Consider the following 13,421-nt stretch of genomic DNA (forward strand, 5'->3'; position numbering starts at 1 on the left):
GAGGCGACGTGTACGGAGAACAACCCCTGTTTGGCCTGCTCAACCGCATCGGCGGCGCGCCCGTTGCGGACCACGGCCCGTGGCCGCGGTATCGCATGACCCGCGACGGCTGGCTTCAACTGATCGCCGAGTTGGAGGGCAGCGCCTGGAGCCTGCTGGGCCTGTGGGGCGAGCCGAAGGAGGTTTACGCCGCGCTGCGCGAGGACATGTCCGGCGACATCGCCGTCGTCAGCCTGGACTGCCCGCAGGGGCGCTACCCGAGCCTCAGCCCCGTGCGACCCTCCGCCAACCGGCTGGAGCGCGCGGCCCACGACCTGTACGGCCTGACCGCGGAGCGGACGACCGACCCGCGTCCCTGGCTGGACCACGACGCCTGGGGCGTGCGTCGCCCGCTGTCGGACCGGCCGGGCGCGCCATCGCCGAATCCCGGCCCCTACACCTTCCTGTCGGTGGAGGGGGAGGGGCTGCACCAGATCCCGGTCGGGCCGGTCCATGCGGGCATTATCGAGCCCGGGCATTTCCGCTTCACCGCCAACGGAGAAACGGTGGTGCGGCTGGAGGAGCGGCTCGGCTACGTGCATCGCGGCGTCGAGGGGCTGATGCGCGGCAAGCCCATCGCCGAGGCCGCCCGGCTGGCGGCCCGCATTTCCGGCGACAGCACGGTCGCGCACAGCCTGGCCTTCGCCCGCGCGGTGGAGGCGGCGCTGGACGTCCGGGTGCCGCCGCGCGCGGTCTGGCTTCGCGCGCTGATGGCGGAGCTGGAGCGCGTCGCCAACCATCTGGGCGACATCGGCGCCATTTGCAACGACGCCGCCTTCGCCTTCATGCTGGCGGAGATGAGCCAGCTGCGCGAAGCCGTGCTGCGCGCGGCCGACCTGTGCTTCGGCCACCGGCTGATGATGGACCGCGTGGTGCCCGGCGGCGTGGCGGCGGATTTGCCGGAACGGGGACCGGCCCTGCTGCTCGACCTCTGCGCGGAGCTGCGCCGGCGCTTCCCGCCGTTGGTGACCATCTACGACGGCAAGGCGTCCTTGCAGGACCGCACCGTGGGGACCGGCGTCGTCGCCACGGGGCTGGTCAGCCGTTTCGGCGCAGGCGGCCCGGTCGGGCGCGCCTCCGGCCGCGGGCTGGACGCGCGCCGCAACCCCGGCTACGCGCCATATGACGACCTGGAGTTCGAGGTGCCGGTCCTCACGGAGGGCGACGTCAACGCCCGTGTCTGGATCCGCATTCGCGAGGTGGAGCAGTCGATCGCGTTGATCGAGCAGATCGCAAAGCGGATGCCGGGCCTGCCGCGCGGCCTGGACGGCACGACTCCGTTGCCTCTGGTGCCGCTTGCGGCAGGGCAGGGGGCCCGCGAAGGCATGTCCCTCGTCGAATCCTTCCGCGGTGAGATTCTGACCTGGGTGCGGATCGAGGCGGATGGAACCGTTGGGCGCTGCCACCCGCGCGACCCGTCCTGGTTCCAGTGGCCACTGCTGGAGGCCGCCATCGAGGGCAACATCGTCGCGGACTTTCCGCTGTGCAACAAGTCCTTCAACTGTTCCTACGCGGGGCATGACCTGTAAGGGGGAGCGGTGTTCAAGCATATCCTCAAGTCCTTGACGGGCGGCCCGGTCACCGAGGCCGGCCCGGCCCCAGCCGATCCGGCGCTGGCCGAACTGGCCGGCAAGCTGGAGAAGGCGGCCAAGGCGCGGCTGGGGCGCAGCCTGTCGATCCGCGAGGTCGACGCGGGCTCCTGCAACGGCTGTGAGCTGGAAATCCACGCGCTGAACAACCCGATCTACGACCTGGAGCGGTTCGGCATCCGCTTCGTCGCGTCGCCACGCCACGCCGACGTGCTGCTGGTCACCGGCCCGGTCACCCGGAACATGCGCGAGGCGCTGGTCCGCAGCTGGGACGCGACGCCGGACCCCAAGTGGGTCGTCGCCTGCGGTGACTGCGCGGTGGACGGCGGGCTGTTCCGGGGTGGATACGCCTGCATCGGCCCGGTCAACGAGGTCTTGCCGGTGGATCTGCACATTCCCGGCTGTCCGCCACGGCCGGCGGAGCTGCTGGCCGGCCTGTTGGCTTTGCTGGAAACCAGCGACACTCGCTGAATTTTCGGCTGGCGCGCCTGGTTCCCGCGGGTGGATGGGCTACCGCCGACGGCCCGGCGACAGGCCGGCTTACCGCCGGAACAGTGTTGCGCCGGAGGCTGTATAGGCTACGGTGAAAGCCGTTGCCTTGCCATCGGAGCGTTGGAGCATGGAGGCGAAAGCGCTGAAGCGCGTGCTGCCGTTGATCGCACTTCTGGCGTCATCGGCCTGTGCGGTGAAGACGGTCGATTGCTCGCTGCTCAGCGACCAGGAAATCGCGGACGCCCACAGGAACGGGCAATGCGGCAACGTCTTCGCGCGCACCCACGACGAAGTCATCCCGGTCGGCAGCGTGGTCCCGCCACAGCGGCGCAAAGCCCGCCCGCCGAACGCTCAGCTGCTCGACGATCCCGGACCGGCGGTCATCCAGGCGGAAGCGGAGAAACGGGCGAAGACGGCCACGCGCCCTCCCCGCACGCAGTCCGCCCAAAACTTTCCATAATACCGCTTATAGGATTTATTGGCTCCAGCAGGGTGGCTTGGCTTTTATCCGCCTTCCGGGTCGGATAAGGTCGCCCGGACTCCATTTCCTTTTCTCCGCCCCAGACGAGAGCCCATGGCCCGCAACATCGACCGTCTTCTCGACATCATGGCCCGCCTGCGCGATCCCAACGGCGGCTGTCCGTGGGACCTGGAACAGACCTATGCGACGATCGCGCCCCACACGATCGAAGAAGCGTATGAAGTCGCCGACGCCATCGAAAAGAACGACAAGGCCGCGCTCCGCGAAGAGTTGGGCGACCTGCTGTTCCAGGTCGTCTATTACAGCCAGATGGCGCGCGAGGAAGGCCTCTTCGACTTCGAGGAGGTCGCGGGCGTCATCGCCGACAAGATGATCCGCCGCCACCCGCACGTCTTCGGCGCCGACGAGGTAAACACCGCCGACCTGCAGACCTCCCGCTGGGAGGAGCACAAGGCCGCGGAGCGCGCCGCCAAGGCCGCCGAGGAAGGCCGCGTTCCGTCCGCGCTGGAAGGCGTCATCGCCGGCCTGCCCGCCCTGACCCGTGCGCTGAAGCTTCAGAACCGCGCCGCCCGCGTCGGCTTCGACTGGACCGACGCCCGCGACATCCTCGACAAGATCGAGGAGGAGGTCCAGGAACTGCGCGCCGAGATGGACGCGGGCAGCGCCCAGGAGCGCGTGGCCGACGAGCTGGGCGACCTGCTGTTCGCGCTGGTCAACCTCGCCCGCCGCCTGAAGGTGGAGCCGGAATCGGCGCTTCGCGGCACCAACGCCAAGTTCGAGCGCCGCTTCCACCGCATCGAGGCGCTGCTGGCCGATCAAGGCCGCAAGCCCCAGGACGCGACGCTCGACGAGATGGAAGCCCTCTGGCAGCAGGCCAAGCGCGAGGAGCGGTCGTAAGCCGGCCCTCCCGCCTGACCCGCGGGGCCCGTTACCCGAACAGGTGCCGGTGCAGCGCCTGCCAGCTGTCGCGGTCGGGGGCCATCATGACCCCGCCGCCCAGCACGGTCGGCCGGTAGGGCGCGCCGTCGAACAACGCGCTGTAGCCGCCGGCTTCCGCGTGCAGGAGCACCCCGGCGGCGTGGTCCCACGGCATCAGGCGGTGGTAGAGCGAGTAATGCGCCCTGCCCTCCAGCAGCCGCAGATACTCCTGCGCGGCGCTGGACAGGCAGGCGCGCGGGCCGAGCGCCCTGCCGCGCTCGTCCAACTGCCGTCCCAGGGACTCCTCGCAGAAGCGCGTGGACAACGCCCCGACCATCTCCGGCAGCGGGACGGCCGGCGCGACCTGCACGCGCTTGCCGTTCAGGAACGCGCCCTGCCCTTTCACCGCGGTGGCCAGCCGGCCGTCGCACGGGTCGTAGATCCAGCCGGCCAGCGTCTCCCCGGCGCGGGCGAGCGCGACGATCACCGCAAACAGCGGGCGGCCGTTGGCGAAATTGATCGTCCCGTCGATCGGATCGATGATCCACACCGGCGCGTCGCCATGCAGCCGGTCCAGCAGCGACTTGTCGGCGGAGACCGCTTCCTCCCCGACCACGGTGCTGCCCGGCAGCAGGTCCATCAGGCGCGGCGTCAGCGCGCGCTCCGCCGCTTCGTCGGCCAGCGTCACCAGATCGGCCGGGCCGGTCTTCTCGCGGATGCCGGCGTTGGCAAGGTCGCGGAAATAGGGAAGGATCTCGGTTTCGGCCACGTCGCGGATCAGGGCGGAGACGCGGTCCACATCCGGTATTGCAAACTCCGGGACCGGGCCCGGATTCGGTTGGGTCGTCACTTTTTCGGCGCCGTTTTCTGTTTCGGATCGAGTTCGAGGATGGTGCTGCCGTCCTTCGGCGGCTCCGGGATCAACACCTTGCCTTCCAGTCCCGTTTCTTTCAGCGCCCTGACCAGCGCCTCGTAGGTCGCCTGGTCGGCCGCCGGATTCGGGACCGGCGGCGGTCCGACGAGCGGACCCGGGTCCGGCTTGCGCGGCGGAATCTTCACGTCGAAGGGCAGCGGCGACTGCCGCGCCTCCTTGGTTTCCTCCTCCGGCGGGGGCGGCGGGGGGCGCCACAGGCGGAAACAGTCGGTGAAGCTCGCTTCCTTGCATTGCTTCAGCAGGTCGCGGGCGTCGGGCGCGGTCACCACCGGGCCGACCGGGGCCGGCGGGAAATCGTCCGGCATCGGCGGGAGCGGATCCTCCGGCGCCACCTCCGGCTCCTCGACATAACCCGGAGGAAGCGCCGGGTCGGCCGCCGCTGTGGCAGCGGCAACCAGGCATAACGCGGGCAGAAGGGCGAGGAGAAGACGCACGGGACTCCGGCGGTCGGAACGTGAAACAGGCGGGCGCGCCATTATGGCGCCCCGCCCGTATTACCGCCATGAACAATTCCTGCGATGCCGATCCGGAAACGCGGAGGATCAGGCGTGCGGGCGCCCATTGTCGGAGGTCGCCGACGGCGCCCAGGCGGCCAGTTCGGACCGCACTGCGGCGATCTTCCGGGATTCGACCGGGTTGGTCTCGTGCCGGGCGGCCTCGCTGATGATTTCCAGCAGATGCGCGCGCCCCGCGGGATCGCGCGACAGTTCCTGAATGCGCAGCACCGCGGCACCCGGCGACAACCGTTCCTGGCGCGCGACCAGGGTCACCTGGTCCGCCATGAAGGCGGTGATCGAAAAGCGATACGGATCGGTTTGCAATCGCATTGGCAGTTCTCCTCCCGGGGAAGCCGTTGCTCCCATCCAGAAGTCGGGATCGCACCCGAAAGTCGCTAGACTACTTACGAGTTATGACGGTGAAGACATTCGGGACCTGACGAAGGGCGGACCGGGCGCGGCGAGATGCCGCGCCCGTCGCCCAATGTCATATGTATACGATCATTCGACCGTGAAGCGCTTCTCGAATCGGGCGAGATCCGCCGGATCGATGGCGACGTGCAGATGGGCCTGCGCGTCGTCGTCGCGCCGCTCCAGCACCTCGCCCTTGGCGTAGAGCCACGCCAGGGCCGCCCCGTCGCCGAGGTCGATGGACAGGTCCACCACGCGGCGGTGCGCGTTCATGCGCTCGTCCAGCAGGCGGTCGAGCGCCTCGATCCCCTCCCCCGTGCGGGCGGAGACGGCCACGGCGCGCGGGTTGCGCTGGGACTGGGCCAGGACCGCTTCGCGGGACTCGGCGTCGAGCGCGTCGATCTTGTTCAGCACCTCGATGACGCGCTCATCCTCGTCCGGGTCGATGCCCATATCCCGCATCACCTCGTGCACGTCGGCCTTCTGGGCGTCGGTGTCGATGTGGGCGATGTCGCGGACGTGCAGGATGATGTCGGCGGCGTCCACCTCCTCCAGCGTGGCGCGGAAGGCAGCGACGAGGCCGTGCGGCAGGTCGGAGATGAAGCCCACGGTGTCCGACAGGATCACCTTGCGCCCCGACGGCAGTGTCACCTGCCGCATGGTCGGGTCGAGCGTGGCGAACAGCAGGTCCTTGGCGAAGACGTCGGCGTTGGCCAGCCGGTTGAACAGTGTGGACTTGCCGGCGTTGGTGTAGCCGACCAGCGCCACCACCGGGTACGGCACCTTGGCGCGCGCCTTGCGGTGCAGGCCGCGGGTGCGGCGGACGTCGTCCAGCTCCTTCTTGATCTTGACGATCCGGTCGCCGATCAGGCGGCGGTCCATCTCAAGCTGGGATTCGCCGGGGCCGCCCAGGAAGCCGAAACCGCCGCGCTGCCGTTCCAGGTGGGTCCAGGACCGCACCAGACGCGACTTCTGGTAGGTCAGGGACGCCAGCTCGACCTGAAGCATGCCTTCGCGCGTGCGGGCGCGGGCGCCGAAGATCTCCAGGATCAGGCCGGTGCGGTCGATGACCTTGGCCTTCAGCGCCTTTTCCAGGTTGCGCTGCTGAACGGGGGAGAGGGCGTGGTCCAGGATGACGAGGGTGGCCTCATGCTCCTCCACGATCTGCGCCAGATGCTCCACCGTCCCCGATCCCAGCAGGATCGAGGGCTGCGGGCGATTCACCCGCGCGCATTCGGCGTGCACGACGTCCAGATCGATGGCGAGCGCAAGGCCCACCGCCTCGTCCAGGCAGGACTCGGGATGGCGCAAGGCCCCGTCCGTCTCGCTGCGGAGGACGGGGTGGACCACGATGGCGCGGCCGGAGGCGGTGGGCGCCCGGCCGTTGCCATTGGTCGGAAGATCAGACGCTTTCACCTTCCTTGGGCGGCTCGAAGAGTTGGATGGGATGCGCGGGCATCACGGTGGAGATCGCGTGCTTGTAGACCAGCTGCGAATGCGCGTCGCGCCGCAGCAGGACCGAGAAATTGTCGAACCAGGTGATGATCCCCTGAAGCTTAACGCCGTTCACGAGAAAGACGGTCACGGGAGTCTTGTTCTTGCGGACGTGATTGAGGAATACGTCCTGCACGTTTTGGCTTTTTTCAGACATTTATGTCGCCCCCTTCTTCAGTGTTTTTGGGGCCCTTTGTTAGAGAGCCCGCTCCCCGCAGCGATAAGGTTTGGTGTGCGTTGCAACCGTCTCGACTACTGTTCAACCGATATGGTGTCACCACCGCGCACCACCAAGCCGCACAGCGCATGGCATGTGTCGTACCGATGGGTCGGCGGGAAACGGCCGAAACCGCTCCCCTCTCCCGATCCTATTAGCACCGGTACCATTCCCGCGCCATGGGCACATTCCATATCGATGTCGGCATCGCCGACAAACCAGACGTCTGGCCCCGGTTCGATGCCTGCCGGTTGCAGCGCCATCCGCACCGGCGCCACGTGCGGTTTATCGTACTCCGCGTCCTGGGCACCGACCAGACGGCCGAAAAAGCCGGTCCACCCCAGCTTGTCCGCCTCCGCCCGCAGGAAGCGGCCGGTCTTGTTCGACACCACCGCCTGGTAGATCCCACGCTCTGCAAAGCCGCGCAGCAGCGACTCCGCGCCGGGCAGCGGGCACAGGTGGTCCAGGTGGTGGGCTTCGAAATAGGCGTAGAACTGGTCGCGCGCCTCGGTCCAGCGCTCCCCGAAGATGCGCGGGAAGCTGTCGCGCATGGACTGCTTGATTCGCTCCCGGGCCTCCGCCTCGCTCCAGGGGGCATGGCCGAAGGTGACCAGCGCGTGGTTCAGCGCGGCGCGCACGGTGCCCCAATTGTCGACCAGCGTGTTGTCCCAGTCGTACAGGACCGCGCGCGGCAGGGCCGGAAGGCTGTCCAGGATGTCCGCCACGCCGCTCACGCCGCCGTGCTCCCCTTCGCGTAATCCAGATAGGCCTGGCGCAGCGCCATGGTGACCGCGCCGGGCTTGCCGTCGCCCACCGGACGGCCGTCGATCCGCGTCACCGGCAGCGCGAAAGTGCCGGCCGAGGACACGAAGGCCTCCCGCGCCGACAGCGCCTCCTCCACCGTGAAGGGCCGTTCCTCGACGGGAATGCCGCGCTCGGCGGCCAGCCGCAGCAGCGACAGCCGCGTGATTCCGTTCAGGATCGCGTGGGACGGCGGGCGGGTCACCAGAGTGCCGGCCCCCGTCACGATCCAGGCGTTGGAGGAGCTTCCCTCCGTCACCGTGCCGTCGGAATCGACCAGCCACGCCTCGTAGGCGCCCGACTCGGCGGCCTGCTGCTTGGCCAGCACCGGCGCCAGAAGCCCGACCGTCTTGATGTCCCGCCGGCCCCAGCGGATGTCGGGCACCGTGATCACGGCCACGCCCTGCTCCAGCTGCTCCGGCTTGGCGAAGGCCGCGACGCGCTTGGCGGTCATCACCAGGGTCGGTTTGGCGTTGGCCGGAAACTTGAAGTCGCGCGGCGCCACGCCGCGGGTGATCTGGAGGTAGATGGAGCCGTTCACCAGCCCGTTCCGCCGCGCCAGTTCCCGCAGGATCCGCTCCACCACGCGCGGCGCCGCCGGCCAGTCCATGCGCAGCTCGGCAAGGCTGCGTCCCAGCCGCTCCATATGGCCGTCCAGGTCCGCGAAGCGACCGTCGAGGATGGTCACCACCTCATAGACGCCGTCGGCGAACTGGAAACCACGGTCTTCCACATGAACCGTCGCCTGCGCGTGCGGCAGGTAGCGGCCGTTGACGTATGCCCATCGCGCCATGTCAGGGTCGAGCCATCTCAGGTCAATTCGAAGCCAAAACGAAGCAGGCTTGCCCGCATTTTCGTACACTTACCGCTGAGGCTACCACCAAGCGCGACCCCGACCAAGGTGGGAAAGCTGCCTTGAACCTCAGCGCCGACTCCGGGGCCTAGCAGACGATGATGCGCGGCGTGCCGTTCAAGGCGGCGAACTCGCGGATCGCACGGTCGCGCGTCACCAGGGGAATGCTCAAAGTCTGCGCCGTGGCAGTGATCATACGGTCCCCGGGGTCGCCGTGAAACGGCTCCGGCAATAGGGATGAGCCCGCGGCGGCCTCGACGGACAGCGGCGTCAAGCGGACGCCGGGAATGCCGAGGAACCGCTGGAACCAAGCCACGGGATCAACGTCGAGGGCGATGCGCCGCTTGCGAACCAACAAGCCAATTTCCCACGCGGAGATCGGCGACACCAGAACGCCGCCCTCCAGCCGCGCGACCTCGATCGCCGCGACGGCTTCGGGAGTCATGGGGGTTCCGCTGTCCAGCCACAGGATGGCATGGGTGTCGAGGAGCAGGTTCACCGGTGCAGGATTCCGTGCGCGGCGTCCCAATCATCGTCGCTGGACACCGGTTCGCTCCCGTCATCGCTGTCCAGAAACCGGACGGACCCCCGATGCGCCCCGTGGATGGGTGCCAACTCAGACGACGGTGCGTTCAGCTCGGCAACCGGCCGGCCATGGCGCGTGACGACGATCTTCGAGACCTTCCGGCCTTCCAGATCGTCGAACAACGCAAGGCATTTCGCCTTGAACTCGGTCACGCTGACCGTCAGGACAGACCCCGGCATAATCGCCTCACCGCTATGGTCATTTCAATATGACCATTGCGGAGGCGTCGAGCAAGGCATCACTCCACGAACATCTTGCCCTTCTCGTTGCCGTGCACGCCCAGCGACTTCAGCTTGCGGTGCAGGGCGGAGCGCTCCATGCCGACGAAGGAGGCGGTGCGGGAGATGTTGCCGCCGAAGCGGGTGACCTGGGCCAGTAGGTATTCGCGCTCGAACACCTCGCGCGCCTCGCGGAGCGGCAGGCCCATGATCTCGCCGCCCTTGTCCCACTTCAGGACCGTGGGCGTGATGGCGCCGATCTCCGGCGGCAGCTGGTCGGCGCGGATCGCCTCCTTCGGGTCGCCCTGGGCCATGATCAGCAGCCAGTCGACCACGTTGCGCAGCTGGCGCACGTTGCCCGGCCAGTCGTAGGCCTGGAGGGCGGCCATGGCGTCCTCGCCGAACTCGCGCGGCGGCAGGCCAGCGGCCTCGGCCGACCGCTGCATGAAGTGGCGGGCGAGCAGCGGGATGTCCTCGCGCCGTTCGGCCAGCGAGGGCACGCGGATCGGCACCACCGCGAGGCGGTAGAACAGGTCCTGGCGGAAGCGCCCTTGCTCGATCTCCGCCTGGAGGTCGCGGTTTGAGGTGGCGATGACGCGCACGTCCACCTCGACCCGGTGGCCGCCGCCGACGCGTTCGAACACCTGCTCCTGGAGCGCGCGGACGATCTTGCCCTGGGTTTCCAGCGGCATGTCGGCGACCTCGTCCAGCAGCAGCGTGCCGGAATGGGCCTGCTCGAAGGTGCCGATCTTGCGCCCGGTGCCGTCCACCCCGGCCTCGGTCCCGAACAGCTCCATCTCCAGCCGGTCGGGGCGCATGGTGGCGCAGTTCAACCCGACGAAGGGGCCGCCGTTGCGGCGGGAGCGGGCGTGGATCAGCCGCGCCACCACCTCCTTGCCGGAGCCGGCGGGGCCGGTGATCAGCACGCGGCTGCCGGTGGGCGAGACGCGGTCGATGCTCTGGCGCACCTGGTTGATGGCGGAGGAACGGCCGATCAGCTCGACCTCGCCGCCGGCGCGCAGCTTCAGTTCCTCGTTCTCGCGCTTCAGGCGGGCGGCCTCGATGGCGCGGTCCACCATCAGCAGCAGCCGGTCGGCCTTGAACGGCTTCTCGATGAAGTCGTAGGCCCCGATCTTGATCGCCGACACGGCCGTTTCGATGTTGCCGTGGCCGGAGATCATGATGATCGGCAGATTCCGATGGTCGCGCATCAGCTGTTCCAGGATCTGCAAGCCGTCGAGGCGGCTTCCCTGGAGCCAGATGTCGAGGATCACGAGGCTTGGGCGCCGGGCGGCGACCTGCGCGAACGCCTGATCGGCGTCGCCGGCCTCGCGGGTCTTCATGCCTTCGTCGTTCAGGATGCCGGCGATCAGCATCCGGATGTCCGTTTCGTCGTCGACGATCAGAATGTCATGCGCCATGGGCTGCGTGCCTCTTCTCTCCGCCGGTCTCCGCCGGCGTGTCGCTTCCGCCGTGGACGGTGGCCTCGGCCGGTGTCGTGTTCGGGATGATCAGGCTGACGCGGGCCCCGCCCCCCAACCCGCCGCTGTCGCGGTCTTCCAGGGTCAGCACGCCGCCATGGTCTTCCATGATCTTCTTGACGATGGCGAGCCCCAGGCCGGTGCCCTTGGCCCGCGTGGTCACATAGGGCTCGGTCAGCCGGTCGCGCTCGTCGGCCGGCAGGCCCTTGCCGTTGTCCTCGACCACCAGCGTGACCTGCTCCTCGCCCGCCGTGACGCGGATGGACACCGCGCCCGGCGGCAGCTCCGTGCCGTCGGCAGGGGCGGTGCGCCCTTCGATGGCGTCGGCGGCGTTCTGCAACAGGTTGGTCAGCGCTTGGCTGATCTGGCGGCTGTCGCACTGCACGGAAAGCGGGCCGGGCGGCAAAGCCGTCTCGAACTTGATCTTGCCGGCGTGCGCGCTCGATTGCAGGAACACGGCCTGCCGGACCAGGTCGTTGATGTTGCAGGGCTTCATCACCGGCTGCGGCATGCGCGCGAAGGCGGAGAACTCGTCCACCATGCGCCGGATGTCGTCCACCTGCCGGACGATGGTGTCCGTGCACATGGTGAAGACCTCCGTGTCGGTGGTGATCTCCTTCAGGTACTTGCGGCGCAGCCGCTCGGCGGACAGCTGGATCGGCGTCAGCGGGTTCTTGATCTCGTGCGCGATGCGGCGCGCCACGTCGGCCCAGGCCGCCTTGCGCTGCGCGGAGACCAGTTCGGTGATGTCGTCGAAGGTCACGACGTAGCCGCGCACCTCCCCGCCCCCGCGCCCTTCCGCCGAAATGCGGACCAGCAGCGTCAGCGGCGTGGTCCCCGGGCGGCGGATCTGGATCTGGTCCTGCACGACCCGCCCGGCGCGCGCCGGCGCGTGATGCAGAAGCTCGCCCATCTCCGGCGACAGGTCGGCCAGCTTGCGGCCGATCAGCGTTTCCGCGTCCTCCACCCCCAGCAGGCGCGCGGCGGAGAAATTCGGCAGGTTGATGCGCCCCTCGGCGTCGAGCCCGATCACGCCGGCCGACACGCCGCCCAGCACCGCCTCGGTGAAGCGGCGCCGCTCGTCGAGCAGGCGGTTGGTGGACAGAAGCTCGTGCCGCTGGCTTTCGATCTCGGTGGTCATGCGGTTGAAGGCGCGCGACAGCAGGCCAAGCTCGTCCTCGGCCGGCGGTTCGGACACGCGCACCGTCAGGTCGCCGGCGCGCACCCGTTCCGCCGCGCCGATCAGCGCGCTGATGGGGCGGGCGAGCTTCGTCGCGAAGATCAGGCCGGCCCACACGGCGGCCAGCAGCAGCAGCAGCGCCACGACCAGGAAGATCAGCGTGAAGGTGATCTGAAGGCTGCCGCGCTGGCTTTCCAGCGCCGCGTATTCCTTCACCGCCCCCTCCGCCGCGGTCATGTGCGACAGCACGCGCGGCTCCACCATGCGGCCGACATAGAGGTAGGTGTCGGCGAAGCGGTCGAGCCTCACCAGCGCGCGAACGCGGTCGTCGTTCTCGCTGACGATCATCGCCACCTCGCCGCGCCGCGCGGTCTGGAGCTTGTCGTCGGGAATCGGGTCGAACTCCAGCGCGAAGGTGTAGCCGGAGCGGGCGAGGATGGAGCCGGTGGTCCCGTTGAAGACGATTGCCTCCGACAGCGCGCGCAGCATTGCCTGGGTGGCGACCACCTGCTCGAACCGGTCGGGGTCGCTGACCAGCCGCGCCGCCTCCTGGTTCAGGTCGTTCGCCATGGCGAGCGCGTCGGCGCGGATGTTCTGCTGGTGCTCGTGCAGATAGGCGCTGGCGACGGCCAGGGACTCATTGACCGCCGTGCGCACCCGGTCGCTGAACCAGGACTGGACGCCGACGTAGAAGAACACCGTGGCGAAGGCCGCCATGATGATGGCCGGCAGCACCGCCAGCAGGCTGAAGGCCGCCACCAGCCGGACGTGCAGCTGCGACCCGGCGAGGCCGCGCCGCCGCCCGATCCACAGCGTGACGATGCGCCGCGCGATCAGCACGCCGAGCAGGAGGAGCAGCGCGAGGTCGAGAGTCAGCAGAAGCGTGACCGTGCGCGGGTTGGTCTCCCCGAAGGGGGCGCTCTCCGTCAGCGCGGTGTAGGTCGCAAAGCCCGCCAGAAGGGCGGCGATGGACAGCGCGGCCGCCAGCCGCTTGGCCAGCCCGACGCGGGCCGCCCAGCGGAGGAATTGCTGCCACAAGGCCGTGGCATTCTCGGAAGTTGTGAAAGACATGAATCCGGCAGCTGTATTGTTGCCGGAATGATACACCATCTGTTGCCGGGCTGCCAAGCCGCAAGCCCCTTGGCCTTTCGGATAGGCCTTCGGGAGCCCGCCGGGACCCCGCGTCACCGTTGGCAGCGGGAGGACCGTGTCACAAAAAGGGCACGCTGT

Annotated in this window: 15 protein-coding genes; 4 read left to right on the forward strand and 11 right to left on the reverse strand. The window is 68.7% G+C overall.

What is annotated here, in order from left to right:
* Positions 1–8: 8 nt before the first annotated feature.
* The 4 genes from J2851_RS01470 (at position 9) to mazG (ending at position 3,498) form a co-directional block, all read left to right on the forward strand.
* The gene (locus tag J2851_RS01470) at positions 9–1,568 is read left to right on the forward strand and encodes a hydrogenase large subunit (protein ID WP_209762787.1); all 1,560 of its coding nucleotides are present in this window, start codon (positions 9–11) and stop codon (positions 1,566–1,568) included.
* A gap of 9 nt (positions 1,569–1,577) precedes the next feature.
* On the forward strand, positions 1,578–2,099 hold the full coding sequence (locus J2851_RS01475) for an NADH-quinone oxidoreductase subunit B family protein (protein WP_209762789.1): 522 nt from the start codon (positions 1,578–1,580) through the stop codon (positions 2,097–2,099).
* 148 nt (positions 2,100–2,247) lie between these two features.
* Complete coding sequence (locus J2851_RS01480; protein WP_209762791.1) at positions 2,248–2,580, forward strand: hypothetical protein; 333 nt, start codon at positions 2,248–2,250, stop codon at positions 2,578–2,580.
* Positions 2,581–2,694: 114 nt separating this feature from the next.
* Positions 2,695–3,498, forward strand: a complete 804-nt coding sequence (gene mazG, locus J2851_RS01485) for a nucleoside triphosphate pyrophosphohydrolase (RefSeq protein ID WP_209762793.1) — start codon at positions 2,695–2,697, stop codon at positions 3,496–3,498.
* A gap of 31 nt (positions 3,499–3,529) precedes the next feature.
* On the opposite strand, the gene J2851_RS01490 is transcribed toward mazG, so the two are convergent.
* From J2851_RS01490 to J2851_RS01540, 11 genes are all read right to left on the reverse strand, one after another.
* Positions 3,530–4,318 (reverse strand): inositol monophosphatase family protein, encoded by a 789-nt coding sequence (locus J2851_RS01490; protein ID WP_307419154.1) that lies wholly within the window; start codon positions 4,316–4,318, stop codon positions 3,530–3,532.
* A 47-nt stretch (positions 4,319–4,365) separates the two neighbouring features.
* Positions 4,366–4,887, reverse strand: coding sequence for a hypothetical protein (locus J2851_RS01495; protein WP_307419156.1), 522 nt, complete (start codon positions 4,885–4,887; stop codon positions 4,366–4,368).
* A 108-nt stretch (positions 4,888–4,995) separates the two neighbouring features.
* Positions 4,996–5,280: a hypothetical protein gene (locus J2851_RS01500; protein WP_209762799.1), complete on the reverse strand. Its 285-nt coding sequence runs from the start codon at positions 5,278–5,280 to the stop codon at positions 4,996–4,998.
* Between the two features lie 171 nt (positions 5,281–5,451).
* Positions 5,452–6,711 carry a GTPase HflX gene (gene hflX, locus J2851_RS01505; protein WP_209763695.1) on the reverse strand — a complete coding sequence of 420 codons (1,260 nt, stop codon included), beginning with the start codon at positions 6,709–6,711 and terminating at the stop codon, positions 5,452–5,454.
* Between the two features lie 52 nt (positions 6,712–6,763).
* Complete coding sequence (gene hfq, locus J2851_RS01510) at positions 6,764–7,012, reverse strand: RNA chaperone Hfq (protein WP_012974114.1); 249 nt, start codon at positions 7,010–7,012, stop codon at positions 6,764–6,766.
* 95 nt (positions 7,013–7,107) lie between these two features.
* The gene (locus J2851_RS01515) at positions 7,108–7,806 is read right to left on the reverse strand and encodes an HAD family hydrolase (RefSeq protein WP_209762801.1); all 699 of its coding nucleotides are present in this window, start codon (positions 7,804–7,806) and stop codon (positions 7,108–7,110) included.
* Complete coding sequence (locus J2851_RS01520) at positions 7,803–8,666, reverse strand: D-amino-acid transaminase (protein WP_209762804.1); 864 nt, start codon at positions 8,664–8,666, stop codon at positions 7,803–7,805. The genes J2851_RS01515 and J2851_RS01520 overlap by 4 nt, the downstream gene beginning before the upstream one ends.
* Positions 8,667–8,814: 148 nt before the next feature.
* Positions 8,815–9,225, reverse strand: a complete 411-nt coding sequence (locus J2851_RS01525) for a type II toxin-antitoxin system VapC family toxin (RefSeq protein ID WP_307419159.1) — start codon at positions 9,223–9,225, stop codon at positions 8,815–8,817.
* Positions 9,222–9,464, reverse strand: a complete 243-nt coding sequence (locus J2851_RS01530; RefSeq protein WP_307419161.1) for a type II toxin-antitoxin system Phd/YefM family antitoxin — start codon at positions 9,462–9,464, stop codon at positions 9,222–9,224. Before J2851_RS01530 ends, J2851_RS01525 begins: the two co-directional genes overlap by 4 nt.
* 86 nt (positions 9,465–9,550) lie before the next feature.
* Positions 9,551–10,951 carry a nitrogen assimilation response regulator NtrX gene (gene ntrX / locus J2851_RS01535; protein WP_209762810.1) on the reverse strand — a complete coding sequence of 467 codons (1,401 nt, stop codon included), beginning with the start codon at positions 10,949–10,951 and terminating at the stop codon, positions 9,551–9,553.
* A complete protein-coding gene (locus J2851_RS01540) occupies positions 10,941–13,262 on the reverse strand; it encodes a sensor histidine kinase NtrY-like (protein WP_209762813.1) in 2,322 nt (773 codons plus the stop codon). The genes ntrX and J2851_RS01540 overlap by 11 nt, the downstream gene beginning before the upstream one ends.
* Between the last annotated feature and the right edge of the window lie 159 nt (positions 13,263–13,421).

It is taken from the genome of Azospirillum rugosum (assembly GCF_017876155.1).
GTDB lineage: Bacteria > Pseudomonadota > Alphaproteobacteria > Azospirillales > Azospirillaceae > Azospirillum > Azospirillum rugosum.

Bases quoted from the DNA above. Each gene is read 5' to 3' on its own strand.
- J2851_RS01480 (WP_209762791.1), top strand. From the start codon at position 2,248: ATGGAGGCGAAAGCGCTGAAGCGCGTGCTGCCGTTGATCGCACTTCTG.
- mazG (WP_209762793.1), top strand. From the start codon at position 2,695: ATGGCCCGCAACATCGACCGTCTTCTCGACATCATGGCCCGCCTGCGC.
- J2851_RS01500 (WP_209762799.1), bottom strand. From the start codon at position 5,280: ATGCGATTGCAAACCGATCCGTATCGCTTTTCGATCACCGCCTTCATG.
- hfq (WP_012974114.1), bottom strand. From the start codon at position 7,012: ATGTCTGAAAAAAGCCAAAACGTGCAGGACGTATTCCTCAATCACGTC.
- J2851_RS01520 (WP_209762804.1), bottom strand. From the start codon at position 8,666: ATGGCGCGATGGGCATACGTCAACGGCCGCTACCTGCCGCACGCGCAG.
- ntrX (WP_209762810.1), bottom strand. From the start codon at position 10,951: ATGGCGCATGACATTCTGATCGTCGACGACGAAACGGACATCCGGATG.
- J2851_RS01540 (WP_209762813.1), bottom strand. From the start codon at position 13,262: ATGTCTTTCACAACTTCCGAGAATGCCACGGCCTTGTGGCAGCAATTC.